Origin of the sequence: Salipiger bermudensis (assembly GCF_017309175.1) — a bacterium.
GTDB classification, from domain to species: domain Bacteria; phylum Pseudomonadota; class Alphaproteobacteria; order Rhodobacterales; family Rhodobacteraceae; genus Salipiger; species Salipiger bermudensis.
Window position 1 is genome coordinate 31,886 of the sequence record NZ_JAEKJV010000023.1, and the last position, 25,641, is coordinate 57,526.

At 66.5% G+C, this 25,641-nt stretch carries 24 protein-coding genes; 20 read left to right on the forward strand and 4 right to left on the reverse strand.

The genetic code is table 11. From position 1 onward, the window contains the following. The first annotated feature begins 29 nt into the window (after nucleotides 1-29). From JF542_RS22230 to JF542_RS22265, 8 genes are all read left to right on the forward strand, one after another. Complete coding sequence (locus JF542_RS22230) at nucleotides 30-917, forward strand: NAD(P)-dependent oxidoreductase (protein ID WP_207077479.1); 888 nt, start codon at nucleotides 30-32, stop codon at nucleotides 915-917. Between the two features lies 1 nt (nucleotide 918). Further along, nucleotides 919-1,362 carry a GlcG/HbpS family heme-binding protein gene (locus tag JF542_RS22235; protein ID WP_207077480.1) on the forward strand — a complete coding sequence of 148 codons (444 nt, stop codon included), beginning with the start codon at nucleotides 919-921 and terminating at the stop codon, nucleotides 1,360-1,362. Between the two features lie 91 nt (nucleotides 1,363-1,453). Beyond that, nucleotides 1,454-2,287 (forward strand): TIM barrel protein, encoded by an 834-nt coding sequence (locus JF542_RS22240; protein ID WP_207077481.1) that lies wholly within the window; start codon nucleotides 1,454-1,456, stop codon nucleotides 2,285-2,287. Between the two features lie 96 nt (nucleotides 2,288-2,383). After that, a complete protein-coding gene (locus JF542_RS22245) occupies nucleotides 2,384-3,403 on the forward strand; it encodes a TRAP transporter substrate-binding protein (protein WP_207077482.1) in 1,020 nt (339 codons plus the stop codon). Between the two features lie 77 nt (nucleotides 3,404-3,480). Beyond that, complete coding sequence (locus JF542_RS22250; RefSeq protein WP_207077483.1) at nucleotides 3,481-4,767, forward strand: TRAP transporter large permease; 1,287 nt, start codon at nucleotides 3,481-3,483, stop codon at nucleotides 4,765-4,767. A 2-nt stretch (nucleotides 4,768-4,769) separates the two neighbouring features. After that, nucleotides 4,770-5,315: a TRAP transporter small permease gene (locus JF542_RS22255; protein WP_207077484.1), complete on the forward strand. Its 546-nt coding sequence runs from the start codon at nucleotides 4,770-4,772 to the stop codon at nucleotides 5,313-5,315. 43 nt (nucleotides 5,316-5,358) lie between these two features. Then, nucleotides 5,359-6,804, forward strand: a complete 1,446-nt coding sequence (locus JF542_RS22260; protein WP_207077485.1) for an NAD-dependent succinate-semialdehyde dehydrogenase — start codon at nucleotides 5,359-5,361, stop codon at nucleotides 6,802-6,804. A gap of 13 nt (nucleotides 6,805-6,817) precedes the next feature. Continuing rightward, a complete protein-coding gene (locus JF542_RS22265) occupies nucleotides 6,818-8,521 on the forward strand; it encodes a dihydroxy-acid dehydratase (RefSeq protein WP_207077486.1) in 1,704 nt (567 codons plus the stop codon). A 51-nt stretch (nucleotides 8,522-8,572) separates the two neighbouring features. On the opposite strand, the gene JF542_RS22270 is transcribed toward JF542_RS22265, so the two are convergent. From JF542_RS22270 to JF542_RS22280, 3 genes are read right to left on the reverse strand one after another with little or no spacing between them, the layout of a single operon-like run. Beyond that, entirely contained in the window at nucleotides 8,573-9,526 is a 954-nt protein-coding gene (locus tag JF542_RS22270) for an aldo/keto reductase (protein WP_207077487.1), read from the reverse strand. Between the two features lie 27 nt (nucleotides 9,527-9,553). Next, entirely contained in the window at nucleotides 9,554-10,255 is a 702-nt protein-coding gene (locus tag JF542_RS22275) for an SDR family oxidoreductase (protein ID WP_207077488.1), read from the reverse strand. 1 nt (nucleotide 10,256) lies between these two features. Then, complete coding sequence (locus JF542_RS22280) at nucleotides 10,257-10,778, reverse strand: VOC family protein (RefSeq protein ID WP_207077489.1); 522 nt, start codon at nucleotides 10,776-10,778, stop codon at nucleotides 10,257-10,259. Nucleotides 10,779-10,963: 185 nt separating this feature from the next. Between JF542_RS22280 and JF542_RS22285 the strand changes: the two genes are divergently transcribed. After that, entirely contained in the window at nucleotides 10,964-11,857 is an 894-nt protein-coding gene (locus JF542_RS22285; RefSeq protein ID WP_207077490.1) for a LysR family transcriptional regulator, read from the forward strand. Nucleotides 11,858-11,869: 12 nt separating this feature from the next. Here the strand turns inward: JF542_RS22285 and JF542_RS22290 are convergent, their stop codons facing one another. Then, nucleotides 11,870-12,895: a LacI family DNA-binding transcriptional regulator gene (locus JF542_RS22290; protein WP_242533892.1), complete on the reverse strand. Its 1,026-nt coding sequence runs from the start codon at nucleotides 12,893-12,895 to the stop codon at nucleotides 11,870-11,872. 404 nt (nucleotides 12,896-13,299) lie between these two features. Here JF542_RS22290 and JF542_RS22295 point away from each other — a divergent pair, with 404 nt between their 5' ends. The 11 genes from JF542_RS22295 to iolB all read left to right on the forward strand — a co-directional run bounded on the left by JF542_RS22295 (nucleotide 13,300) and on the right by iolB (nucleotide 25,408). Next, nucleotides 13,300-14,268, forward strand: a complete 969-nt coding sequence (locus JF542_RS22295) for a substrate-binding domain-containing protein (protein ID WP_207077492.1) — start codon at nucleotides 13,300-13,302, stop codon at nucleotides 14,266-14,268. 111 nt (nucleotides 14,269-14,379) lie between these two features. Next, nucleotides 14,380-15,435 carry an ABC transporter permease gene (locus JF542_RS22300; RefSeq protein WP_242533893.1) on the forward strand — a complete coding sequence of 352 codons (1,056 nt, stop codon included), beginning with the start codon at nucleotides 14,380-14,382 and terminating at the stop codon, nucleotides 15,433-15,435. Between the two features lie 3 nt (nucleotides 15,436-15,438). Next, nucleotides 15,439-16,257 carry an ATP-binding cassette domain-containing protein gene (locus JF542_RS22305; protein ID WP_207077493.1) on the forward strand — a complete coding sequence of 273 codons (819 nt, stop codon included), beginning with the start codon at nucleotides 15,439-15,441 and terminating at the stop codon, nucleotides 16,255-16,257. Between the two features lie 123 nt (nucleotides 16,258-16,380). After that, nucleotides 16,381-17,415 carry a Gfo/Idh/MocA family protein gene (locus JF542_RS22310; RefSeq protein ID WP_207077494.1) on the forward strand — a complete coding sequence of 345 codons (1,035 nt, stop codon included), beginning with the start codon at nucleotides 16,381-16,383 and terminating at the stop codon, nucleotides 17,413-17,415. Nucleotides 17,416-17,473: 58 nt separating this feature from the next. Further along, on the forward strand, nucleotides 17,474-18,379 hold the full coding sequence (locus JF542_RS22315) for a sugar phosphate isomerase/epimerase family protein (protein ID WP_207077495.1): 906 nt from the start codon (nucleotides 17,474-17,476) through the stop codon (nucleotides 18,377-18,379). Further along, nucleotides 18,376-19,398: a Gfo/Idh/MocA family oxidoreductase gene (locus tag JF542_RS22320; protein ID WP_207077496.1), complete on the forward strand. Its 1,023-nt coding sequence runs from the start codon at nucleotides 18,376-18,378 to the stop codon at nucleotides 19,396-19,398. Before JF542_RS22315 ends, JF542_RS22320 begins: the two co-directional genes overlap by 4 nt. Before the next feature lie 14 nt (nucleotides 19,399-19,412). Then, nucleotides 19,413-20,354, forward strand: coding sequence for a sugar phosphate isomerase/epimerase family protein (locus tag JF542_RS22325; RefSeq protein WP_207077497.1), 942 nt, complete (start codon nucleotides 19,413-19,415; stop codon nucleotides 20,352-20,354). A 22-nt stretch (nucleotides 20,355-20,376) separates the two neighbouring features. Continuing rightward, nucleotides 20,377-20,661, forward strand: a complete 285-nt coding sequence (locus JF542_RS22330) for an antibiotic biosynthesis monooxygenase (RefSeq protein WP_207077498.1) — start codon at nucleotides 20,377-20,379, stop codon at nucleotides 20,659-20,661. 53 nt (nucleotides 20,662-20,714) lie between these two features. Beyond that, the gene (locus tag JF542_RS22335) at nucleotides 20,715-22,628 is read left to right on the forward strand and encodes a bifunctional 5-dehydro-2-deoxygluconokinase/5-dehydro-2-deoxyphosphogluconate aldolase (RefSeq protein WP_207077499.1); all 1,914 of its coding nucleotides are present in this window, start codon (nucleotides 20,715-20,717) and stop codon (nucleotides 22,626-22,628) included. A gap of 102 nt (nucleotides 22,629-22,730) precedes the next feature. Next, a complete protein-coding gene (iolD, locus tag JF542_RS22340) occupies nucleotides 22,731-24,584 on the forward strand; it encodes a 3D-(3,5/4)-trihydroxycyclohexane-1,2-dione acylhydrolase (decyclizing) (RefSeq protein WP_207077500.1) in 1,854 nt (617 codons plus the stop codon). A gap of 29 nt (nucleotides 24,585-24,613) precedes the next feature. Then, nucleotides 24,614-25,408, forward strand: a complete 795-nt coding sequence (iolB, locus tag JF542_RS22345) for a 5-deoxy-glucuronate isomerase (protein WP_207077501.1) — start codon at nucleotides 24,614-24,616, stop codon at nucleotides 25,406-25,408. Nucleotides 25,409-25,641: the final 233 nt, after the last annotated feature.

Genomic DNA, 25,641 nt, shown 5'->3' on the forward strand with positions numbered 1-25,641 from the left:
GCCTGTTGCCCGCACGAGAGGAGGAAGAAATGACCAAGAGAACCGTAGGTTTCGTAGGCGTCGGCAATATCGGCACGCCGATGGTCCTGTCGCTGCTGCGCGAAGGGCTCGACGTCCTTGTGCGCGACCTGCGCAAGGAGCAGGCCAGCGAGTGCCTGGGCGCGGGTGCCCGCTTTGCCGAGAGCAACGAGCAGCTCGCGGCCGAGTGCGACACGATCGGTGTCGCCGTGGTCAACGACAAGCAGCTCAACGCGCTGTTTCGCAGCGAGGGCGGCCTGCTTGATGTCGTCAAGCCCGGCACCACGCTGATCGTGCACTCGACCGTGATGCCCGACACCATCAAGGCGCTCGGCGAAGAAACCGACGCGCGCGGCATCAAGATGGTCGATGCACAGGTCTCGGGCGGCGATCTCCGGGCCCGTGAAGGCGATCTTGCCATTATGTGCGGCGGCCATCCGGCCGATATCGAGGCCAACCGCGACTATTTCGACGCGATCTCGCGCCGCACCGAGCATATGGGCCCGCGCGGCTCCGGGGCCGGCGCCAAGCTCGCGATCCAGATGATGACCTTCGGCAACTGGATGGCTGCGATCGAGAGCATGCGGCTGGCCCGCGCGCTGGGGCTCGAGGAGCAGACGCTGGCCAATTTCGCCACCGACACCACCGCCGACAGCTGGGTCGCGCAGATGTGGGGCAACTATGATCGTCTGCTGCACAACCACCCGCTGGCCGGCAGCGACGATCTCTACCGGATGTTTGACAAGGATCTGTTCAACTCAGTCGTGGTCGGACGCGAGGCCGGCATCGAGCTGCCGCTCACCGCGACCTCGAGCCAGCTGATGAAGGCGGCGATGCAGGAGCGCATCGAGTTCTCCGCCGACACCTATGCGCCCGCTCCGGCGAAGAAGAGTGCTTGAGATGCCTGAAGACATGAGCCCCGTGGCCCTGAGCCGCAGCAAGCCTGTCGTCACCAAGGCGGCGGCCGAGGAACTGATCCGGCGCGCCTTCGACCATGCCGAGAAGATCGGCAAGACGGTCGCCATTGCGGTGGTTGATGATGGCGGCTTCCTGATCGCCTTCTCGCGCATGGACGCCGCCAACCCGGCCGCGGCCCAGATCGCCATCGACAAGGCCTACACCGCGGCGGTGTCGCATATCGCCACCCACAAGTGGCAGGAGATCATGAAGGACGACGAGCCGCTGCGCATCGGCGCGCCGGGCGTGGTGCACCGGCTGATGACCTTCGGCGGCGGCCAGCCCATCGTGATCGATGGGCAGATCGCCGGCGCCATCGGCAGCTCGGGCGGTCACTGGACAGGTGACACCGAGATCACCACCGAGGCGCTGAAGCTCTTCGACTGAGCCGGGACGGCGGGGCGGAGCGCCGGGCGCTCCGCCCCGCCCCCAGACAACCGACACGACACCCCCAGCCAGACCGCAAGGAGGATGGCCCGTGACAGCTTTGTCTCAAATGCCCAAGACCTCGTTCCACACGGGGCTCCTGGCCGACATGCCGGTGACCGAGGCGGTGCGGATGATCCGCGACCATGGCTACGACATGGCCGAGATCAACGGCGAGACGCTGCCTTGGGGCGAGGCCCATCTGGGCATCGAAACGCCCGCTTCGGTGATCTCGCAACTGGCGGGGATGGGGCCGTATTCCGCGCTCTGCATCCACCACCGCGACTTTGGCTCGAAGGATGCCGACCGGCGCGATGCGGCGCAGCTCTGGACCCATGCGATGATGGCGCGCGCCGTCGATCTCGGGATCGACGTGGTGCACGTGATCCCAGGCGAGCAGACCGAGCTCTCGGCCCTCTACGGGGCCCTGGCCCGCGGTGCCGACGTCGCGCAGGCCAAGGGACTGACCTTCGCGCTCGAGCCTATCGTGGGCCGTGAGATCGGCACTGCGGCCAGTGCGCTCGCCGCGATCGAGGCGGCACCGGGCCTCAAGATCAATTTCGATGCCTCGCACCTGAAGCCGATGGGCGACGATGTGACTGAAGCGGCGCGCAAGCTGGCGCCGCATGCGGTGCACATGCACCTCAAGGACGTCACCGGCACGCCCGCAGATTTCCGCTTCGTGCCCATCGGGCAGGGCGAGATCGACCTGCCCGCGATGATGCGCGCGCTGTTCGAGAGCGGCTATGACGGCCCGGTCTCGATCGAACATGAAAGCCACTGGTTCGCGGGTGACACCCGCTCCGGAGCGCAGGTGCTGAAGGACGGCCTGTCCGACATCCGCCGGCTCTGCGAGGCGGCGCTCGGGAGGCAGCCCGTGGCCTGAGATTTGCCCATCCGGCCGGGAGGACGCGCCGGAGGGGATAACGAGGAGGCGACCGGGCCGTGCCGGCGCCTCGACCCAACCAGGGAGGAGACGACCATGACCAAACTGAACCTGAACCGCAGAACCTTCATGCAGGGCGCCGGCACCGCCGCGCTGGCCACCGGCATGGGCTTCGTGCCGATCAAGGCCCGCGCCGCGATGAGCTTCAAGCTCGGCCACCAGCTCGGCGAGACCCACCCGGCCTACCAGGCGGTGAACCAGATGGCCGAGAAGATCAGCGCCCGCACCGACGGCGAGGTCGAGATCAGCGTGTTCCCCAACGCAGCCCTCGGCTCGCCCCCGGACATGGTGAAGCAGGCGCAGCTCGGCGCGCTGGACTTCGTGATGTTTAACCCGCCCAACATCGAGAGCCAGGATCCGACCGCGAACGTGATCCAGATCCCCTACCAGTTCGACGATTACGAACATGTGCACCGCGTGCTGGGCGGCACCGCGCAGCAGTGGCTGATGGATTTCTTTGCCCGCAACAAGCTGAACTGGGTGGCCAATTTCGAATACGGCTTCCGCGCGCTGTCGAACAGCCGCCGCCCTGTCAACACTCCTGAAGACGTGGCCGGGCTGAAGCTGCGGGTCCCGCCGGAGCTGTCGATCAAGGCGACCTTCGACGCGCTCGGCGCCAATACCCAGACCATCGCCTTCAACGAGCTCTACCTGGCGCTCTCGAGTGGCGTGGTCGACGGGCAGGACAACCCGGTCGCGGTGGATTACGCCAACAAGTTCTACGAGGTGCAGTCGCATATCGCGACCACCCGGCACATCTACACCTCCTTCATGCTGGTGAGCTCGCCGCGGCTTTGGAAGAAACTCTCTCCCGAGCTGCAGGCCATCGTCAGCGAGGAGGCCAAGACTGCAGGCGAATGGTGCCAGCAGCAGGTCAAGACCGGCGAGGAGGAGATGCTTAAGCTGATGGAGGCCGAGGGCGTGCAGATCACCAATCCCGATCCCGCCCCGTTCCGTGCCATGATGGATCCGGCCTGGGCCGCGATGCGCGAACGCATCGGCAACGAGACCTGGGAGACCTGGATGGGCTTCGTCGACGCTGCGCGCGTCGCCTGATCCGGGACCGGCGCCATCTTTCCCGGCGGCCTGAGCGGTCGCCGGGGATCCGTTCACGCCAGACAGAAAGAGCCCAGATGCCCGTCTTCGTCATCATGTCATCGCTGGTGATGCTGATCCTCGTGGGTCTGCCCATCGCAGTGGCCCTCGCCATGCTGGCCGCCGGCACCATGTGGTGGGCCGCGGGGCCGGACCTCTTGGTGATCTTCATCCAGCGTTTCTATTCCGGCATGAACGCGTTTTCGCTCCTCGCGATCCCGTTTTTCATCCTGGCCGGCAACCTCATGAACACCGGCGGCATGACGCACCGGATCTTTCACACCGCGCAGGTCTTTGTCGGCCGGGTGCGCGGCGGGCTCGGCCATGTCAACGTGGTGGGTTCGATGCTGTTCTCGGGCATGTCGGGCTCGGCGGTGGCCGACAGCGCCGGGCTCGGGGTGGTCGAGGTCAAGGCGATGAGCGATGCCGGCTACAAGCCGGGCTACGCCGCCGCGATCACCGCCGCGTCGTCCACCATCGGGCCCGTCGTGCCGCCCAGCATTCCCTTCGTGATCTACGGCAGCCTTGCCAATGTCTCGGTGGGCGCGCTCTTCCTCGCCGGAATTCTGCCGGGCCTCCTGATGGGGCTCTCGATGATGGTGATCATCGCGCTGACCGCCCGCTCGAAGGGGTTGCCGGTGCTGTCCGAGCGCCCGGACCTGCGCGAGAGCGTGCGGACCGTGGCCGGCGCCATCCCGGCACTGGCGATGCCGATCTTTGTTGTCGGCGGCCTGTTGATGGGGATCGTCACACCGACCGAGGCCGCCGTGCTCGCCGCCGCCTATGCCGCCTTCATCGGCATCTTCGTCTATCGCGAGCTCAAGCTCTCGGATCTGCCCGAGGTGCTGTGGGTCACCGGCCGCCAGGCGGTGCAGGTGCTGTTCATCATGGCCGCCGCCGCACCGTTCTCCTGGGTGCTGGTGCAGCAGCAGGTGCCCAACGCCGTCGTCGAGGGCCTGCTTGGCCTCAGTGAGCAGCCCTGGGTGATCCTGATCCTGATCAACGTGATCCTGCTGGTGCTGGGTATGTTCATCGAGGGCATCGCCGTGATGGTGATCTGCATGCCGATGCTGCTGCCGCTGACCACGCAGATGGGCATCGACCCGGTGCATTTCGGCGTCGTCGTCGTGCTCAACCTGATGATCGGCCTGATCACCCCGCCGGTGGGGCTCTGCCTCTACACCGTCTCGCAGGTGGCGAATGTCGACCTGCTCGAGATCATTCGCGAAGTCTGGATCTACCTCGTCGGTCTGATCGTCGTGCTGCTTCTCATCACCTTCTTTCCGGGCCTCGTGATGTGGGTGCCCACACTCTTCGGGTTCTGATCATGGACATCCTCAAGAAAACCCTTTCCTTCCTCGACAGCTGCGTCGCGCGGGTGACCAAGTTCGGCGTGATCCTCTGCCTTGTCGTGCTCTTTGCACTGCTGCTGGCGCGGGTCATCGCCCGTACCGTCGAGATCCCCTTCGCTGCCTATGACGAAATCGTCGAGCTGGCGACGGTCTGGCTGATCATCCTTGGCGCAGTGGCGCTCTGGCGCGAGGGCGCGCTCTATCGGGTCGACGTGGTGACCGCCGCGCTTACGAAGCTGGGCCGACCCGCCGAGGTGGCGATCCAGGTCATCATGCTGGCCTTCGCGGTCATGCTGGTTTGGGTCGGCGGCAGCTTCACTGTGATGAACCGCGAGGTCACCGCTTTCATGCAGATCGATAAGATCTACTACTACGGTGCGATCCCCGCCGCAGGGGCCGTGATGGCGCTCTACAGCGCCGCGGCGCTGCTGGAGGCGGTCTGCGTGCTCTTCCGCGGCAAGCCGCCGCACAAACACCGGAGCGATCGCCCGATCAGCAAGGCGGCGGTGGAGCATCTCTGACCGCGCCTTCATCGCCACAACATCTCAGATCAAGGGAACACTCATGACCCTATACGACAGGTATGGCCTCTTCATCGGTGGCGACTGGCAGCCGGCGGTGGCCGGTGCCGAGCTCGACGTGATCGACCCCGCCACCGAGGATCGCATCGGCCGCATCCCGCGCGCCGGCACCGAAGATCTCGACCGGGCGCTGGCCGCGCTCGCCTGCAGCGCGCCGGAGTGGCGTGCAACACCGGGCTGGACTCGCAGCGCGATCCTGCGCGAGACCGCGCGCCTCATGGCGGCGCGGGCCGAACAGGCGGCGCGCGACATGAGCGAGGAGACCGGCAAGCCGCTGGCCGAGGCGAAGGGCGAATGGCAGGCCGCAGTCGACCAGTTCGACTGGTATGCCGACGAGGCACGGCGCATTTGGGGCCATACGCTGGCCGGTCGCGAGGCCGACGTGACGCTCGACGTGCGCTATGAGCCGGTCGGGCCGGTCGCAGCCTTCACCGCCTGGAACTTCCCGGCGCTGCTGCCGGCGCGCAAGGTGGCCGCAGCGCTGGCCGCCGGCTGTCCGATCGTCATCAAACCCTCCGAGGAGGCGCCCTCGTCGATGTTCCACATCGCGGGCTGCGCCGCCGAGGCCGGGCTGCCCGCGGGTGTGCTCAACGTGGTAACCGGCGACCCGGCCGAGATCTCGGCCCATCTCATTGCCTCGCCGGTGATCCGCAAGGTCTCGCTCACCGGCTCGGTGCCGGTGGGGCGGCTGCTCGCGGAGCAGAGCGCGCGCGGGCTCAAGAAAGTCTCGATGGAGCTGGGCGGCCACGCACCGGTGCTGGTGTTTCCCGATGCCGATCCCGACGCGGTCGGCGAGATCTGCGCGAAGACCAAGTTCCGCAACGCCGGCCAGGTATGCATCTCACCCAGCCGCTTCTACGTGCACGAAGATATCTACGCGCCGTTCTCGGAAGCGATGGCGCGGGTCGCGAGGGCTGCGCGCATCGGGCGCGGGCTCGACGACGGAGTCGATTTCGGGCCGATGGCCAACGCCCGTGGCCGCGACCGCGTGCTCGAGCTGATCGGCGACGCGCAGGATCGCGGCGCCGAGCTGCTGGCGGGCGGCGGCGTACCCAAAGCGCACAATCGCGGCTTCTACATCGAGCCGACGGTGCTGGGCCGGGTGCCCGAGGATGCCCGCATCATGACCGAGGAGCCCTTCGGCCCGGTGGCGCCGATCTCCACCTTCCGCGACTTCGACGAGGTCATGGCGAGGGCAAACGACGTGCCCTTCGGGCTGGCCTCCTACGTGTTTTCCGGCTCGCTGCCCACGGCGAACCGCGCGGCGGCGGCGCTCGAGACCGGCATGGTCGGGGTTAACGACATGTTGCTCGCCGCCGCCGAGGTGCCGTTCGGCGGCATCAAGGACAGCGGCATGGGGCGCGAGGGCGGCCAGCTCGGCATCCTCGAATACCTCGAACCGAAATACGTGAAATACCGCTACAGCTGAGCAGGAGAGGCAGATGACCAAGGACAAGGCGCAGGGGATCGCGCGCGGACTGACCAATTACGGCGACGCGGCCTTCTCGAAATATCTTCGCCGCTCGTTCGCGAGCTCTATGGGCTACAGCCGCGAGATGCTCGACCGGCCGATCGTCGGCATCGCGCAGTCGGGCTCCGGCTTCAACAACTGCCACCGCCACTTCCCCGAGATGATCGAGGCGGTGAAGCGGGGCGTGCTGGCCGCCGGCGCGCTGCCAATCGATTTTCCGACGATCTCCCTTGGCGAGGTCTTCGTATCGCCGACCTCGCTGAAGTTCCGCAACCTGATGTCGATGGATGTCGAGGAGATGGTGCGGGCGCAGCCGATGGACAGCGTGGTGCTGCTGGGCGGCTGCGACAAGACCGTCCCGGCGCAGCTCATGGGGGCGATGTCGGCCAACCTTCCGGCGGTGCAGCTGGTGGCCGGCCCGATGTCGACCGGGCGCCACAAGGAGCACCGGCTCGGGGCCTGCACCGATTGTCGTCGCTTCTGGCAGCAGTTCCGCTCCGGCCAGATCGAGCAGGAGGAGATCGACACCGTCGAGCGCAAGCTCGCCTCGACCGCCGGCACCTGCGCGGTGATGGGCACCGCCTCGACCATGGCCAGCCTGACCGAGGCGATGGGCATGATGCCCGCCTACGGCGCTGCGATCCCGGCAGTCAGCGCCGACCGCCTGCGCATTGCGGAAGAGACCGGCCGGCTGGCGGTCGAGCTGATCGGCTCCGAGCGGCGCCCGCGCAGCATCCTGACACAGCAAGCGCTGGAGAACGCGGTGACCGTGCTGCTGGCGCTCGGCGGTTCGACCAACGCGGTGCTGCATCTCGCGGCTGTCGCCGGGCGGGTCGGGCTGGACCTCGATCTTCGCAAGCTCAACGAGATCTCCGATCGCACGCCGGTTCTGGTCGATCTCAAGCCGACCGGGCAGTTCTACATGGAAGACCTGCACTACGCGGGCGGCATTCCGGCGGTGATGCGCGAGCTGCGCGACATCCTGCATCTCGATGTGCCCACGGTGACCGGCGAAACCATCGGCGATCGCATCAAGGCGGCGGATGACTGGGTTGATCGCAACGTGATTTCGCCCGCCTCGACCCCCGTGCGCGAGACTGGCGGGTTGGTGGCGCTCTATGGCAATCTCGCGCCCAACGGCGCAATCCTGAAGCGCTCGGCTGCGGACCCCAGCCTCTTCGAGACAGAGGCCCGCGCCGTGGTGTTCTCGTCGCTTGAGGATTTGGCAGAGCGTATCGACGATCCCGATCTCGACGTCACCGCCGAAGACATCCTGCTGCTGCAGAACGCCGGGCCGACCAGCAAGGCGGCGATGCCCGAGGCGGGCTACCTGCCGATCCCGAAGAAGCTGGCGCGGCAGGGGGTCTCCGACATGGTGCGGATTTCGGATGCGCGGATGAGCGGCACCGCCTATGGCACCATCGTGCTGCACGTCTCGCCGGATGCTGCCTCGGGCGGCGCCATCGGGCTGGTTCGCACCGGGGACCGCATTCGCATGAGCGTTGCGAACCGAACGCTGGAGCTGCTGGTGTCAGAGCAGGAGCTGGACGCGCGGCGCGGCGCGATGCCGGATGCGAAACCGGAGGCGCGGCGCGGCTATGACTGGCTCTACGCCAAGCATATCCTGCAAGCCGAGGACGGCTGCGATTTCGACTTCCTCGTCGACCGGGAGTAAGTCCGCTATATGCGGCGCCGCCCCCCGTTTGCTTGGGGGCGGCGCGCAAGTTCAGGCGCCCGCGTCGGTCAGGCGAGCCAGGTCCTCGCTCGAGAGATCGAGGGCCGCCGCCTTGGCGAAGCTCTCGACCTGGCTGACCGAGGTGGCGCTGGCGATCGGGGCGCTCACGCCCTTCTGCGCCATCAGCCAGGCCAGCGAGACCTCGGCGGGCTTGGCGCCATGGGCCGAGGCAACCTCCTCGAGCGCATCGAGTAGGCGCATGCCACGCTCGGTCATGTATTTCTCGACCATTCCCGCCCGCTTGCGCCCTTCAAGATCGGAGGCGCTGCGGTACTTGCCGGTCAGGAAACCCGCGGCGAGCGAGAAATAGGTCACCACGCCGATGTTCTTCTCGATGCAGAGATCCTGCAGCGGCCCTTCAAAGCCCGAGCGGTCGAAGAGATTATATTCCGGCTGGACCACCTGGTAGGGGGGCAGGCCGGCCTCTTCCGATGCCTTGAGCGCCGCCGTGAGCAGCGCCGCGTCATAGTTGGACGCCCCGATGGCGCGGATCTTGCCGGCCTTCAGAAGCGCGTCATAAGCGCCAAGGGTTTCCTCGTGGCTGACCGAGGGGTCGGGCCAGTGCGAGAAATAGAGGTCGATCGTCTCGACCTGCATCCGCGCAAGCGACTTCTCCACCGCCTTGGTGATCCAAGCCTCGGAGAGGCCCTTTTCGCCGGGGCCGCCCATGTCGGAGCCGACCTTGGTGAAGAGCTTTACCTTGTCGCGCATGCCGGGGCGGGCGGCGAACCACTTGCCGAGCACGGTCTCTGACTCTCCGCCCGAGTGGCCGTCGGCCCAGGCCGAGTAGACATCGGCGGTGTCGATTGTGTCGAAGCCGTGATCGATGAAGGCATCGAGCACGCGGAAGCTCTCGGCCTCATTGGTGGTCCAGCCGAGGACGTTGCCGCCGAAGACGATGGGGGCGATGTCGAAGCCGGTGGTGCCAAGCGTGGTGCGTTTCATATTGCTGTCCTTTCCAATATCGGTGTGTCAGGCGATGGCGCCGCCGCCATCGACGAAGATCGTGCTGCCAGTCATGTAGGGATTGGCCATCAGGGCGAGCGCCTGCGTCGCGATGTTCTCAGGTGTGCCGACGCGCCCCACGGGCAGGCGCTCGGCGGCGCCGTCGAACATCGTCTTGCGTCCGTCGCCGTCGAGCGTGTCGTACATCTCGGTCTTGATCAGACCGGGCGAGATGCAGTTGACCCGGGTCGGCGCAAGCTCAAGCGCGAGGCAGCGCGTCAGCCCCTCGATGCCGGCATTGATCGCGCCCTGGATCGCCGCGCCCGCCTTGGGACGGACCGACAGGAAGCCCGAGACGAAGGTCAGCGACCCGCCGGGGCTGACGCTGGCGGCGCGCGCCACGCGGTAGGCGCCCCAGAACTTCGAGTCGAAGGAGCCGTAGGCGTCTTCGAGCGGCAGCGACCGAATCGCGTCGACCCGGGTGCTCGCCGCCGAGCAGAAGATGTGGTCGAAGCTGTGCCCGGCGAAGAAGCCTTCAAGCATCGCGGCGTCTCCGGTGTCGAGTTCGACGCCCTCGGTCCCGAGCCTGGTGGACGCGTTCGCCACCTTTTCGGCGGAGCGCGAGGCGACGGTGACATGCGCGCCGGCCTCCTGCGCCGCCTTGGCGACGCCAAAGCCGATGCCCGAGGTGCCGCCGATGACGAGGACGGATTTGTTCTGCAAGGTCATCTCAGTCCTCCGGGATCCAGCGCTCGGCGCTGGCGGCGTCGAAATAGGTCATCGCTGCGGGCAGTTGCTGGATCTCGATGAGCAGGCCCCAAGGCGTGCGACCGAAGATGCCCTTGTTGCCCGGCCCATCCTCGGGCGCGGCAAGATGGTAGGGGCCTTCGAGCAGCGCGCCACCGGCCCGGCAGAAGGCCGCGATCGCGGCGTCGATGTCGGTCACGTTGACGCTGAAATGGCTGATGCCGAAATCCGAGATGTTGGCCTCCGGCGTGCCGCCCGGCCGGTCGATCTCGAAGATCTCGACGTTTGGACCGTTCTGCAGCCGCAGCACCGTGACCCTCATCATCGCGGTGCCGGGACGCAGGCCGTTCTTGGGGCCGATCTGTTCGGCAGGGAAGGGGCCGCCATTGGTCTTGGTCTGCGAGAACATCTCCTCGGCACCGAAGGCGGCCTTGAAGAACGCGATGGCGGCGTCGTGGTCCGGCACGGTGATGCCAATATGCTCGATGCCTCGAATGGTGGTCATGAAAGGGCCTTTCGGTTCCGGAGCTCACCCCGCCAACGCGCACCCGGGCGCATCTGCGACGCGGGGCGTAGTTCTCTCTTGCGGCGTGACGTGAGCGCCCTGATTGCTGTTGGCCATCAAACTAGCTTTCGCCAGGTAATTGGAATGGATAGGATTCTGCAGAAACCTTTCGATTGGATCGAACAATGGATGCCATCCGGGCCATGCGCCTCTTCGGAGCCATCGCGGCGAGCGGCAATCTCTCGTCGGTGGCCCGGGATTGGGGCGTGGCGCCCTCGACCGTGACCTACGGGCTGAAGGCGCTCGAGGAGCAGCTCGGGGCGCAGCTCGTGGTTCGAACGACGCGCAAGCTGTCGCTCACGCCCGAGGGCAAGCGCTTTCTCGAGCGCAGCCAGCGCATTCTGGCGGATGTGGACGAGGTGATGAGCGGTTTTGCCGAGGCCGGGCCGCTGACCGGCAACATCCGCATGACCACCACCAACGATCTCGGCCGCCAGCGCATCGCGCCGCTGGTTGATGCCTTCATGCGCCGGCATCCCGGTCTGACGGTGGAGATGTTCTTTGCCGACACGCTGGTGGATCTGGTCGAGGGCGGGTTCGATCTGGCGATCCGCACCGGGCCGCTGCAGGATTCCGAAATGAAGGCACGACTGCTGCTGCGCGGGGAAAAGAGCGTCTGCGCCTCACCGGAGTACTGGCGCAGACACGGCAAGCCCGAACATCCGCGCGAACTGGCCGCTCACACCTGCCTGCTGCTGGCTGCGCCAGGGATGCGGCATGATTTCTGGCTGTTCCGCGAAGGCGGGGACCGCTTCCGTGTCCGGGTAAGCGGCGACCGGCAGGTCAACGACGGCGAGGCGCTGCGGCAATGGGCCATCGCCGGCGCAGGCGTGGTGCAGAAATCGAGCTTCGACATCGCGGAGGATCTGGTGCAGGGGCGCCTGGAGACGGCGCTCGAGGCATTCACCGCCGAGCCTACCAATCTCTACGCGGTGACCCCGCCGCGCGACTACGAGTCGCGGCGGGTGCGGGGCTTCATCGACTTCCTGACCACGGAACTGGCCCGGCAGACAGCCTGACAGGCACCCGCTTCAGACATTCTCCGAGGTGTGGATCTCGATCGGGATGTTGACCCGCTGGGCGCCCGCATCGGGCCCGGCCTTCTTGGCCTTGACCATGGTCTCGATGATCTCGCGGGCGAAGTGCTGCAAGGGATAGGACAGGGTCATGGTGAGGGTGCCGTCGATCAGCCCCGCGCGGGTGGCATCGAAGAGCTCGTAGCCGACGCAGACGAAATTGCGGTCGAGCTTGCGGTCGCGCAGGGCCGCCAGCGCCCCGGTGATGCCGCCGCCAGAGACGAAGAGCCCGCACATGTCGGGATGCTCTTCGAAGAGCCGCTCGGTCATCTCGCGCGCCACCGCGGCGGACTCAAAAGTCGAGAGCGGTTCGAGCGGGACGAAGGGCAGATCCTGCTCGCGGAGATAGGAGCGGAAGCCGCTCTCGTTGATCTCCTGGTTGCGGAAGCGGTGGTTGCCCAGAAGCACGCCGATCTTGCCCGGGTTGCGGCAGACGCGGTGGAACGCCCAGCCGGCGGTGCGGCCCTTCTTCCAGTTGTCATGGCCGATATAGCCGACATTTCCTCGGGCGGAGAGCGGCCCGATCAGCGCCGAGACCGGGGTGCCGCGGTCGAGCACCGAGGTGATCGCGTCCGAGATCATCGGATGCTCTGCCGCCACCAGTCCGAGCGACTCGTTTTTCTCGGCGAGTGCCAGGATTCGATTCGAAATATGGTCTGGCGAGAGGTCGTCGAGATATTCCAACTCGAGTGCAACGTTGGCTCCCTTGAAACTCTCTGCGGCACGTCTCAAAGCGCTGCCGAGGTCGCGATAGAACACCCGGTTGCCCTGTTGCAGCAGGATCGCGAGGCGGTGTGTCTCGCGCGCCCGCATGACCGAATTCTCGATGCTGCCAAGCCCGTAAAAGCCAATCCGGCCAGCGGCTTCCATGACGAGCTCGCGGGTGCTCTGCCGCACGGTCTCGGCGTTGTTGATCACCCGGTTCACGGTCGAAACCGAGACGCCTGCTTCCTGCGCAAGGTCCTTAATTGTGGGGCGCATCATCCATCCTCCCGGCGTCTCATTTTGTTTCATTTTGGATGAAGCGTGAGACGTTTTGAAACGAAACAGAATGAGACACAATACGGATATTGATCCATCCTGTGTCAATGGGGCATCTCGTTATGACCGGGGCGCATAGCCGCATCCCGAAAATCGACTGAGTTGGGAGGCTGTGTCGAATGTTCCGAGATCCTGATCAAGACCGCCGCGCCGCCAAGGAGTGGTTGCGCATCGTGGCACCGTACGCCCCCTGCACCCCGATCATCGCCGGGCGCTAGCGCCGGGCACGCGGCAGCTGCCGCTTCACGACGATGTCCGCAAAGGGCTCTGCACGTGGTGCAGAATTGGAGATGCGGGCTCGATAGCCGCCAGAGGCGGATCACGACCCAAGGGAGGATACCCGAATGAACCTGACCAAGACCCTCAAGGCCACCGTCGCTGCCGCCGCGCTCGCGATGACCGCCATGCCGGCATCGGCCGCCAACATCGCGGTGATCGCTGGCTCGATCGAAGACGGCTTCTTCAACCTGATCAAGAAGGGCGTCGACGACGCCACGCTGATGGTCGAGGCCAATGGCGGCTCGGTGAACTACCTGCGCACACCGAACTACGACAACTTCGGCCCCGATCTGGTGAACCTGATCAACCAGGCCGTGGCGCAGGGCGTCGACGGCATCGCGATCCCGGTCTGGGTCCCCGAGGCGCAGGTTCCGGCGCTGCAGGCGGCCGCCGAGAAGGGCATCACCATCATGATGTACAACTCGGGCCAAGACGTGAAGGAAGATGTCCAGGGCGTGAACTACTTCGGCTCCGACGAGTTCGTCGCCGGCAAGGCGGGCGGTGCCTACATGGCCGAGCAGGGCGCCAAGAAGATCCTGTGCCACATCCACACCCCCGGCGCGGTCAACCACGAGAGCCGCTGCGCCGGCGTTCAGGAAGGCGGCACCGAGGGCGGCGCCGAGGTGATCATCCTCCGCACTCCGGCCAACCTCGATGGCGACATCACCGGCACCGCCGAGTCGATCAAATCCGAACTGGTGGCCGACGAGACCATCGACGCGGTCATCTCGCTGGCCGCCTGGTCCGCAGACGCCTCCACCAACGCCGTGGCGCAGATCGGCGCTGGTGATCGCGTGATGGTCGGCTCCTTCGACCTCAGCGAGTCCGCGCTCAGCCGCATCCAGGCCGGCAGCCAGAAGATGGCGATCGACCAGCAGCCCTACCTGCAGGGCTTCCTCGCCACCTCGATGCTCGCAGCGCATCTCGATTTCGGCACCGAACTGGCCACCGATCCGGTGCTGACCGGCCCTGCCATCGTCGACGCCTCGAACATCGAGTCCGCGCTGGCCGGCGTCTCGAAGGGCGCCCGCTAAGCCGCAGCAATCGTGGTCCCGGGCGTCCGTGCCCGGGGCCTCCGGTTCCCTGACCGCGGTGTCGCAACGCTGCCGCAGGTCCGGATCCCACATTTGCCGAGAGAGAACAGTATGACCATGGAAAGCACATCACAAACCTCGCAGCCGGCGCGGCCCTCGACCAGCCAGGCGTTCTCGCTCGGAGCCCTGTTCCGGCGTCCCGAAGTCGGTGCCTTCATGGGCATGGTGCTGGTCTTCGTCTTCTTTGCCTATTTCGGCTATGACCGGAACTTCCTGTCGCCCTTCGGCACCTCGTCCTGGGTCAACATGGCCTCGACGATCGGCATCATCGCGATCCCCGTGGGCTTCCTGATGATCGCCGGCGAGCTCGACATCTCGATCGGCGCCATGGTGCCGGCGGCCAAGATGTCGATGGCGGTGGCCTGCGGCTATTATGGGCTGCCCTTCGTCGTCGGCCTTCTGATCACCTTCGGCATCGCCTTCGTGGTCGGCTGGATCAACGGCATGCTGGTCACCCGGACCAAGGTGCCCTCGCTGATCGTCACCCTCGCCACGCTGTTCGCGGTCTCCGGCCTGACGCTGTTCCTGTCGCTGCTGCTGACCGACACCACGAGCCAGGCGCTGACCTCGCCGGCCTGGGCCAAGTCGCTCTTCGGAGACTACCACTTCTGGGGCTTCCAGTCCTCGGTGTTCTGGTGGATCGCCATCGCCGCCGTGCTCTACTACGTGCTCCACCTGTCGCCCTGGGGCAACTGGATCCTCGCCCTCGGCGGTGACAAGGAAAGCGCCCGCAACGCCGGTATCCCGATCGACCGTCTGAAAATCTCGCTCTTCATCCTGACCGCGATGGCCGCCGCCCTCTCCGGTGTCTGCGAGACCGTGCTGTCGAATTCGGCCACCACCACCACCAACTTCGCGCTGATCTTCAACTGCATCATCGCCGTGGTCGTGGGCGGGGTGCTGCTGACCGGGGGCTTCGGCACCGTGGCCGGCGTGTTCTTCGGCACCGCCACGCTCGCCATCGTCCAGCAGGGCATCGGCTACACCCCCTTCGACCGCAACCTCAGCTCGCTCATCATCGGCGTGATGCTCCTCATCGCGGTCCTGATGAACGACACCTTCCGCAACATGGCGACCACGATGTCCGCCTCGAAAAAGGGGAAGTAAGCCATGACCGCTCCCGTTCTTGAAATGCGCAATGTCGACAAGAGCTTTGGCCCGATCGACGTCCTTCACGAGATCTCTCTCAAGGTCAACGCAGGCGAAGTGCTCTGCCTCCTGGGCGACAACGGTGCCGGCAAGTCCACCCTGATCAAGACCCTCTCGGGCGTCCACAAGCCCACTCGCGGCGAGATGCTGATGGACGGAGAGGCGGTGAGCTTCTCCAACCCCAAGCAGGCCCAAGAGCTTGGCATCGCGACGGTGCACCAGTTCGGCGGCACCTACCCGCTGATGTCGGTTGGTCGGAACTTCTTCGTCGGTGCGGAGCCCACCAAGGGCTTCGGTCCCTTCAAGGTATTCGACCGCCAGAAGGCCAACGCCATCGCGGTCGAGGCAGTGCAGAATTTCGGCATCACCCGCATCACCGATGGCGACCGGCTGGTCGGCGGCCTTTCGGGCGGTGAGCGCCAGTCCCTCGCGATTGCCCGCGCGGTGCATTTCGGCGCCCGTGTCCTGATCCTCGACGAGCCCACCGCGGCGCTCGGGGTGAAGCAGGCCGCCCACGTGCTGCGCATCGTCAACGAGGCCAAGCGGCGTGGGCTGGCGGTGATCTTCATCACCCACCAGGTGATGCACGCGATGGCCGTGGGCGACCACTTCGCGGTGCTGATCCGTGGCGCCATCGCCGCCGATTTCCGCAAGGGCGAAAAGACCCGCGAAGAGATCGCCGACCTGATGGCGGGCGGGGAATCCATGGCCGATCTGGAGGCCTCGATCGAGGGCTACATGGAGACCCATGACGGCCATCCCCCGGCCCCGCAACACTGACCATGACCTTCTGAAACGGTGACTGCACTCCCTCCCTGACTGCATCGCCGCATCGGTGGCCCGGCACTGTCTCCTCCCGCCGGGCCACCGCCCCCAACACCCAAACCCCCACGGAACGAGATCATGACCCTCAGGATCGGATGCGTCGGCTACGGAACCGGCGGACGCCATTTCCATACTCCGTTCATCGCCGCCGCCGAGGGCTGCGCGCTGGCCGGGATCGTCGCCCGCGCCGAGGCGACCGTGGCTGCCGCCCGGGCCGACTGGCCCGATGTGCCGGTGTTCCCGAGCCTGACGGCGATGATCGCGGCCGGGACCTGCGACGCGGTCACCATCACCACGCCGCCGCAGACCCGCCGCGCTCTGGTGCTCGAGGCCATCGAGGCCGGGCTGCACGTGATCGCCGACAAGCCCTTCGCGCCTTCGGAAGAGGCGGCGCTCGATCTCGACAAGGCCGCGAAGGCCAATGGCATCACCCTCGGCGTCTACCAGAACCGCCGCTTCGACGCCGATCTCCAGACGCTGGCCAAGGTGCTGAGCGAGGGTGCGCTCGGGGAGATCTGGCGGATCCACAGCCGGATGGATTTCGACGATCCCGCGACGCTCGAGGCCGGCCCCACCGGCGGCCTGCTGCGCGACCTCGGCAGCCATCTCGTCGACCAGATGATCTACCTTCTCGGGCCGGTCGTGGCGGTGGACGCGCAGATGGATCACCTCGATCTGCCCGAAGGCCGGACCGATGCCAGCTTCACAATGACGCTGCGCCACGCGGGCGGCGCGCATTCCCATATCAACGCCAGCAAATGCAACTTCCTGCACCTGCGCGAGCTGCGCGCCTATGGCTCGGGCGGCAGCTTCACCTCGCAGGCGCTGGACATCCAGGCGCAGCAGCTTTTCGCCGGGCTGCGCCCCGCCGATGATCCCGCCGCCTGGGGCTATGAGCCCGAGGAGAACTGGCCCGTCCTGCGCAGCACCGAGGGCGCGCGCCGGCTGCCCTCCGAACAGGGCCGCTACCACGATTACTACACCGCCTTTGCCCTCGCGGTGCGCGACGGCACGCCGCCGCCCGTCACCGCCGAGGCCGCCTCGCGCACCATCGCGGTGCTCGACGCGGCGCGGCTCAGCGCAGACATCGGGCGCTCCGTCGCCCTCACCTGACCACCCCGCGCGCGCCCTGAGGAGGGGCGCCGACCATCAAGACCTTTGGGAGGACCCTATGAAGATCGCACTCGACCCCTTCATGCATCGCCACCTGAGCCTCGAAGAGCTTCCGTCGAAGGTTGCCGAACTGGGCTACGAGCATATCGAACTGAGCCCGCGCGCGGATTTCCTCGAGTGGTTCAAGGCGCCGCGCGTGTTCCCGGATCGCATCAAGAGCTTCAAGAAAGCGCTGTCGGATTCCGGCGTGGAGATCGCCACACTGCTGCCGATGTATCGTTGGGCCTCGAATGACGAAGACGAGCGCAAGGCCGCCGTGCGGCATTGGAAGCGCGCCATCGAGATCGCCGTCGAGCTTGGCGTCGACACGATGAACTCGGAATTCGGTCGCGGTCCGCATCCGGACAAGGGCACCTGCTACTGCTGCCATACCGGCTCGATGATCGAGGCCTGCGAGGACGCGTGGTGGCGCTCGATGGAAGAGCTGGTGCCGGTGTTCGAGCACGAGGGCATCAACCTGCATATCGAGCCGCACCCGGAGGATTGGGTCGAGACCCTGCAGCCGTCCGTCGACCTCATCCGCACCGTCAACAGCCCGCGCGTCAAGTTCCTCTACTGCACGCCGCACACCTTCTATTTCGGTGACGACACCGTCGCGATGCTGCGCGAATGCGCCGACGTGCTGGCGCATGTCCACATCGCCGACACCTTCAACCACAAGGCCAGCTCTGGCCTGCGCTACATCCTAAACCCGCCGGGCACCAACGCCCGGGTGCACCAGCACCTCAACATCGGGCAGGGCGAAGTGCCGTGGGACGATTTCTACCGCACCCTGGCCGAGATCGGCTTCGACGGCATCATGACCGCCTGCGTCTTTGCCTGGGAAGAGAAGGCCGACGAGAGCGGCAAGTTCATGCGCGCCGAGATGCAGCGTCTCGTCGACAAGTACGGAGTTGGAAAATGAGCCTCAGGGTCGGAGTCATCGGGACCGGGATGATCGGTCAGGACCACATTCGCCGCCTGACCAAGGTGCTGTCGGGTGTCACCGTGACCGGGGTCACGGATATCGACCCCGAGCGTGCGGCCTCGGCCGCGCCCGAGGGGTGCCAGGTGTTCGAGACGCCGCAGGCGCTGATCACCTCCGAGACCGTCGATGCGGTGGTGATCTGCTCATGGGGCCCTGCCCATGAAGAGCAGCTGCTGGCCTGCATCCACGCGGGCAAGCCGGTGTTCTGCGAGAAGCCGCTGGTCACCTCGTCGGAGTCCGCGCTGCGGGTGATGGATGCTGAGGTCGCCTTTGGCCGCCGTCTCGTGCAGGTGGGCTTCATGCGCCGCTTCGACGCCGATTACCGCCGCCTCAAGGCGGTGATCGACGGCGGCACGCTGGGGCTGCCGCTGATGTACAAGTCGGTGCACCGCAACGCCTCCGTGCCGGTCGGGCTCTACACGTCCGACATGCCGCTCAACGACACGCTGGTGCATGACGCAGACATCTCGCGCTGGCTGCTCTCGGACGAGATCGCCGGGGTCGAGGTGCGCCTGCCGCGCCGGTCGCGCCAGGGAGGCGATCTGCGCGACCCGCATATTGTGCTGCTGCACATGGCGGGCGGCGCGATCGTCGATGTCGAGATCTCGGTCAACGTCTCCTACGGCTACGACATCCGCGGCGAGGCCTCCTGCGAGAAGGGCATCGCGGCGCTGCCGAACCGCCCCGCCACGGTGATCAGCGATGCCCATGGCATCCGCCAGGCGATCCCCGAGGATTGGCGCGAGCGCTTCATCGAGGCCTACGACCAGGAATTCCGCGAGTGGATCGTCGCGGCCGGGCAGGGCACTGCCACCGGCCCATCCACTTGGGACGGCTATGCCGCGACGCTGGTCGCCGACGCAGCCCTGCGCGCCGTCGAGAGCGGACAGCGCGAAGCCATCACCATGCGCGACAAGCCGGCGCTCTACGCGCAGCCGGTGTCGCAGGCCGCCTGAGGAAGGGTCGGAACATGAAACTGTCCATCTGCACCGACGTGATGGGGGATCTCTCCTTCACCGACATGCTCGACAAATGCGTGGCGCTTGGCGTCGAGGGCATCGAGATGACCGGCGGCGGCTGGTCGCCTGCGCCGCATTTCCGCGCCGAAACGCTGCTGGCCGACAGGGGCGAATTGAAGACGCGCCTCAAGGAGATCGAGGCCCGTGGTCTCGAGATCGCCGCGCTCAACTGCTCTGCCAACCCGCTCGATCCGGGTGCCATGGGCACCCGTCACCGCAAGGAGATGGAAGACACCATCCGCCTCGCCGGCGAGATCGGGGTCAAGAAGATCGTCACCATGTCGGGGCTGCCCGAGGCGGCGCCCGGCGACATGGTGCCGAACTGGCTGGTCTACACCAAGTCTTGGCCCGACGAGATGCCCGAGCGCGACCGCTACCAGTGGGAAGACCGCGCCTTCCCGCTGTGGCACGATCTGGTCAAGCTTGCCACCGAGGTCGGCGTCGAGACATACGCCCTCGAGAACTTCTCGGCCATGCTGGTCTGGAACCCCGAGACGCTGTTCCGCCTGCGAGACGAGGTGGGCCCGATGGTGGGCATGAATCTCGACCCCAGCCACCTGTTCTGGAAAGGCGCCTGCCCGATCGCCGTGGCGCGCGCGCTCGGTCCTGCGATCCACCACGTGCACGGCAAGGACACCCGCATCGAGCGCGGCCTGTGCGACGTGAACGGCCTTCTCGAGCTGAAGGAGGTGACCGACGTCGCCAACCGCGCATGGAACTACGTCGCCGTCGGCGCCGGCCAAGACCTGCAATGGTGGAAGGAGTTTTTCTCCGTGGTCGGAATGATGGGGTACGACGGCTGGGTGAGCCTCGAGATGGAGGATTTCACGATGTCGACCAATGCCGGCATCCAGTCCTCGATCGACGCGCTTCAGGCCACGATCATCCGCTGACAGGCAGGCCGGGAGGGACAAAGTGTACAAGTTCATCATCACCATCGACTGCCAGCCCGGCACCCGCGCGAAAATCCTCGCGCGGGCGCCCGAGGCGCAGCGCGCCACGCGCGCCGAGCCGGGCTGCATCGCCTATGACTTCTTCACCTGCACCGACGATCCCGATCGGCTGGTCTTTGTCGAGAGCTGGGCCGACGAGGCGGCGCATGCCTTTCACATGGAGCAGGCCCACACCCGAGACTTCATCGCCTTTCACGAGCAATTCCACCGCAGCCTGACCTTCGAGACGATCAACGTCGCGGGCTGAGACCATTTCCGCCACCCAAGGCTCTGGGCGGCACCCGAAGAGAGGGGGAGACCATGAACAAGAGACTGGACGTCATCACCATCGGCCGCGCGGGGGTGGACCTTTACGGCGCGCAGATCGGCGGGCGGCTCGAGGATATGGGCTCGTTCGACAAGTATATCGGTGGCTCGCCCACCAACATGGCCTGCGGCACCGCGCGGCTCGGGATGCGCTCGGCGCTGATCTCGCGCGTGGGCGACGAGCACATGGGGCGCTTCATCCGCGAGGAGCTGGTGCGCCACGGGGTCGAGGTCGCCGGCGTGAAGACCGACCCCGATCGGTTGAGCGCGCTGGTGATCCTCGGCATCCGGGACCAGGAGCAGTTTCCGCTAATCTTCTACCGAGAGAACTGCGCCGACATGGCGCTGTGCGAGGAGGACGTGGACGAAGCGCTCGTGGCCTCGGCCCGCTCCGTGGTCGCCACCGGCACCCATCTCGCCCACGCCACGCCGCGCGCGGCGGTGCTGAAGGCGCTGGAGCTGGCGAAGAAACATGGCGGCCAGACCGCGCTCGATATCGACTACCGCCCGAACCTCTGGGGCGTGGCGGGCCATGGCGACGGCGAGAGCCGCTTTGTCGAGAGCGCGCGGGTGACCGAGAGCCTGCAGGAGGTGCTGCACCATTTCGACCTGATCGTCGGCACCGAAGAGGAATTCCATATCGCCGGCGGCTCAACGGACACGATCGAAGCGCTGCGCGCGGTGCGCGCGGTCTCGGGCGCGACGCTGGTCTGCAAGCGCGGACCGATGGGGGCGGTGGCTTTCGAGGGCGAGATCCCCCACAGCCTCGACGACGGCCAGACCGGCCCGGGCTTTCCCATCGAGGTGTTCAACGTGCTGGGCGCGGGCGACGGCTTCATGTCCGGCCTGCTCAAGGGCTGGCTCGACGGCGAGAACTGGCCGGTGGCGCTGAAATACGCCAATGCCTGCGGGGCCTTCGCGGTCTCGCGCCACGGCTGCACCCCGGCCTATCCGAGCTGGGAGGAGCTTCAGTTCTTCTTCGAGCGCGGCATCGTCCGACCCGACCTGCGCAACGATGGCGAGCTCGAGCAGGTGCACTGGGCCACCAACCGCCACGGCGACTGGTCGACGGTTCGGACCTTCGCTTTCGACCACCGCATGCAACTCGAGGTGATGGAGGGCTACACGCCCGAGAAGGGCGGCGCATTCAAGGAGCTCTGCCTGCAGGCGGCGCTCAGGGTGCAGGACGGGCAGGGCGGCTACGGCATCCTCTGCGACAACCGGATCGGACGGTCTGCGCTGCAGGCGGCCAGCGGTACCGGGCTCTGGATCGGGCGGCCCACCGAGCTTCCGGGCTCGCGCCCGATCCGGTTCGAGCCCGAGCTTGGCGAGGATTTCGGCCAGTTCCGCGAATGGGCGCGGGAGAACGTGGTGAAGCTTCTGGTTTTCTGCCACCCCGACGACGACGCGGCGACGCGCGAATTGCAGGAAGAGCGCGTGAAGCGGCTGTTTACCGCGGCGCGGCGCAACGGGCTGGAATTCCTGCTCGAGGTGATCCCCTCGAAGGTCGGCCCGGTGGATGACGACACCACCGCGGTGCTGATCCAGCAGTTCTACGATGCAGGGGTGTACCCCGACTGGTGGAAGCTCGAGCCGTTCCGCACCGGAGAAGCCTGGCAGAAGGCGGTCGACGCCATCGAGCGCAACGATCCGCGCACCCGGGGCATCGTGGTCCTCGGCCTCGACGCGCCGGAGGCCGAGCTGGCGGAGAGCTTCGCGCTTGCCGCAAAACAGCCGCTGGTCAAGGGCTTCGCCGTGGGGCGGACGATCTTTGGCGACGCGGCGCGGGCCTGGATGCGGGGCGAGATGAACGATGCGGATGCGGTGGCGCAGATGGCGGCACGCTTCGAGCGGCTCTGCGGCATCTGGGACGCGGCGCGCGACGGGGCCCGGCTCAATGCGGCCTGAGAGGGGGGTGCGGGGGCGCTGCCCCCGTCCGCGCAGGCGCGGACTCCCCCGGAGTATTTGGAACGTAAAGAAGGGCAGGGCGCCCTTGGGAGGATGTGCGAGATGAGCACGATCAGGCTGACGGCGGCGCAGGCCATGGTGAAATGGCTGAGCGTGCAGATGACCCCTGAGGGGGAGCGCTACATCGACGGCATGTGGGCGATCTTCGGCCATGGCAACGTGGCCGGGATAGGCGAGGCGCTGCACACCTATCGCGATGTCTTCCCGACATGGCGCGGGCAGAACGAGCAGACCATGGCGCATGCCGCGATCGCCTATGCCAAGGCGAAGAAGCGCACCCGCGCCATGGCGGTGACCTCGTCCATCGGGCCGGGCTCAACCAACGTGGTGACGGCGGCGGCGCTGGCGCATGTGAACCGGCTGCCGCTGCTGATCGTTGCCGGCGACGTGTTTGCCACGCGGCGGCCCGACCCGGTGCTGCAGCAGGTCGAGGATTTCGACGACGGCACGGTCTCGGCCAATGACTGCTTCCGCCCGGTGTCGCGCTATTTCGACCGCATCACCCGGCCCGAGCACCTGCTCACCGCGCTGCCGCGCGCGCTGCGCACGATGACCGACCCCGCCAATTGCGGCCCGGCCACGCTCGCCTTCTGCCAGGACGTGCAGTGCGAGGCCTATGACTACCCCGTGGAGTTCTTTGAGCCGCGCGTCTGGCACATCCGCCGCCCGCGTCCCGACCTCGCCGAGCTCGAGAGGGTGGCCGACCTCGTGCGCGCAGCAAAGCGTCCGGTGATCATCTCCGGTGGTGGCACGGTCTATGCGCAGGCCGAAGCGACCCTCGCCGAGTTCGCCAGCGCGCACCGCATCCCGGTGGCCGAAACCCAGGCCGGCAAGTCGGGCCTGCCGCAGGACCACCCGATGAACTTCGGCGCCTCCGGCGTCGACGGCTCGGCGGCGGCTAATGCCGCCTCGCAGGAGGCCGACCTTGTGATCGGCGTGGGCACCCGGTTCCAGGATTTCACCACCGGCTCGCGCACCCTCTTCGGCGAGGGCGCAAAACTGGTCTCGATCAACATCCACGGCTACGACGCCGCCAAACACGGCGCGGAGAGCCTGGTGGGCGACGCCAAGGTCACGCTCGAGGCGCTGTCGGAGCGGCTCGGAGACTATCGCGCCGAGGAGCCGGATGCGGCCGCCCGCGAGGACTGGCTGCGCGCGGTGGATGCCTATTGCGCCCGGCCCGAGGATCAGGCCGCCAAGCCCACCGACGGGCAGGTCATCGGCGCCGTACAGCGCGCCACCGGCGAGGATGCGGTCGCGATGTGCGCCGCGGGCACCATGCCCGGCGCGCTGAAGCTGCTGTGGAAGCCGAGCCAGGGCGGCTATCACATGGAATACGGCTATTCCTGCATGGGCTACGAGGTTGCCGGCGCCATGGGGCTGAAGCTCGGTGCGCCGGAGCGCGACGTGATCTGCTTCGTGGGCGACGGCTCCTACATGCTGGCCAATTCCGAGCTCGCGACGGCGGTGATGCGGCGCATCCCCTTCACCGTGGTTCTGACCGACAACCGCGGTTACGGCTGCATCAACCGGTTGCAGACCATGGGCTGCGGCGGCGAGCCGTTCAACAACATGTATGTCGACTGCAATGTCGAGGTGCAGCCCGAGATCGATTACGCCATGCACGCGGCCTCGATGGGGGCGCACGCGGTTAAGGTCTCGGGCACCGACCAGCTCGAGGCGGAACTGAAGGCGGCGCGAAGCCGCGACATCCCCACAGTGCTGGTGATCGAAACCGTCGCCAAGGACTTCCCCGGCACCGGTCTCGAGACCAGCGCCGGCGAGCATGGCTTCTTCTGGGACGTGGCCGTGCCCGAGGTCTCGGAGCGCGCGAAGCAGCGCGACCGCTTCGAGGAATATCTCGGCCAGATCGCCAAGGCCCGGCTGGTCAACTGAGCCGGTCAGACAGACGGAAAGGACAGGACATGAGCCATCTGCTTCACCGCCCCTTCGGCACCCATGGCGAGGTGCTGCGGATCACCCCGGAAAGCGCCGGCTGGCGCTACGTCGGCTTCGCGCTGCACCGGCTGCGGGCCGGCGATCGCATCGCCGACGTGACCGGCACCCGCGAAGTCATCCTCGTGATGGTCGAGGGCAAGGCGAAGATCTCCGGCGCGGGGCAGGACTGGGGCGAGCTCGGCGAGCGCATGAACGTCTTCGAGAAGACCCCGCCGCATTGCCTCTACCTGCCCGACGGCAGCGACTGGAGCGCCGAGGCCACCACCGACTGCACCATCGCGGTCTGCTCGGCGCCGGGCAAGGGCGGCCACGCGCCGCGGCGCATCGGCCCGGACGGCATCACGCTGACCCAGCGCGGCGAGGGCAGCAACACCCGCTTCATCAACAACATCGCGATGGAGAACGAGGATTACTGCGATAGCCTTCTGGTGACCGAGGTCTTCACCCCGGCGGGCAACTGGTCGAGTTACCCCTCGCATCGGCATGACGAAGACGATTTCCCGCGCATCACCTACCTCGAGGAAACCTATTACCACCGGCTCAACCCGGCGGACGGGTTCGGCATTCAGCGCGTCTATACCGACGACCTGCAGCTCGACGAGACCATGGCGGTGCATGACCACGACGTGGTCTGCGTGCCGCGCGGCCACCATCCCTGCGGCGCGCCGCACGGGTTCGAGATGTATTACCTCAACGTGATGGCCGGTCCGCTGCGCAAGTGGCGCTTCGTCGCGGCACCAGAGGTCGAGCATCTGATGTAGATATTTTCGAGAGCGCGGAACGACACTCGTTGCTGAGGCCGGAACAAACTGGAGCAAAGATGATTTGCCACTCCTCAGGAATTTACATAATCAAGATTCTGCGTGCAATGGTTTTGTAGCCGCAAAGCTAAAATGTCACCCATGAACAATTCAGGAATGTCACTCTCCGTTCATAGACTGAGGGAGAATGGGCATGGGATGGGTGATGATGAGCGAGCGCGAGTTGAACCGCG